Raw genomic sequence first — 464 nt, 5'->3', positions numbered from 1 at the left:
ACAGATCAGGCGACAGCAGACAATGTGGGGTCAGAACACCGGTTACGCTGGTCGAGGCTGCGGGTCAGCCAGTTGGCGCTCTGCAGGCAATCAGAGAGGAAGGCGTGATCCTCGCCGTTCTTCGTCACACGGGAAAAATAGGACTGGTTGACCAGCACGCGCGGCAGCGTATCCGGATTGAGCTCGACCAGCCAGCCGCCGTCCGAGGCGGGCCTGACAACTACATCCGGCGTGATTGCTTCGGAAACACCCGCTTCGAAGCCGCTGCCGGGCTTGGGATTGAGCTGACGGATCTCGCCGAGCATGTCGAGAAGATCTTTCTCGTCGACGCCGCAGAGCCGCTTCAGCGTGGCAAAGTCGCGCCGGGCCAGCAGTTCGAGGTTTTCGACCAGAGCCTGCATGGCCGGGTCGTACCGGTCCTTCTGCCTGAGCTGGATCGCCGGGCATTCGGCGAGGCTACGGGC

The 464-nt window shown here is 62.9% G+C and carries 1 pseudogene; it reads right to left on the bottom strand.

The features are described 5' to 3' along the window. Positions 1–5 precede the first annotated feature (5 nt). Positions 6–464: pseudogene (locus FY112_RS11185) on the bottom strand (RNA polymerase sigma-54 factor); the annotation flags it as partial.

It is taken from the genome of Rhizobium sp. PEPV16 (assembly GCF_008919455.1).
Classification (GTDB): domain Bacteria; phylum Pseudomonadota; class Alphaproteobacteria; order Rhizobiales; family Rhizobiaceae; genus Rhizobium; species Rhizobium leguminosarum_Q.
Note: the sequence above shows the minus strand (reverse complement) of the source record. Positions and strands in the feature narration are given on the sequence as shown.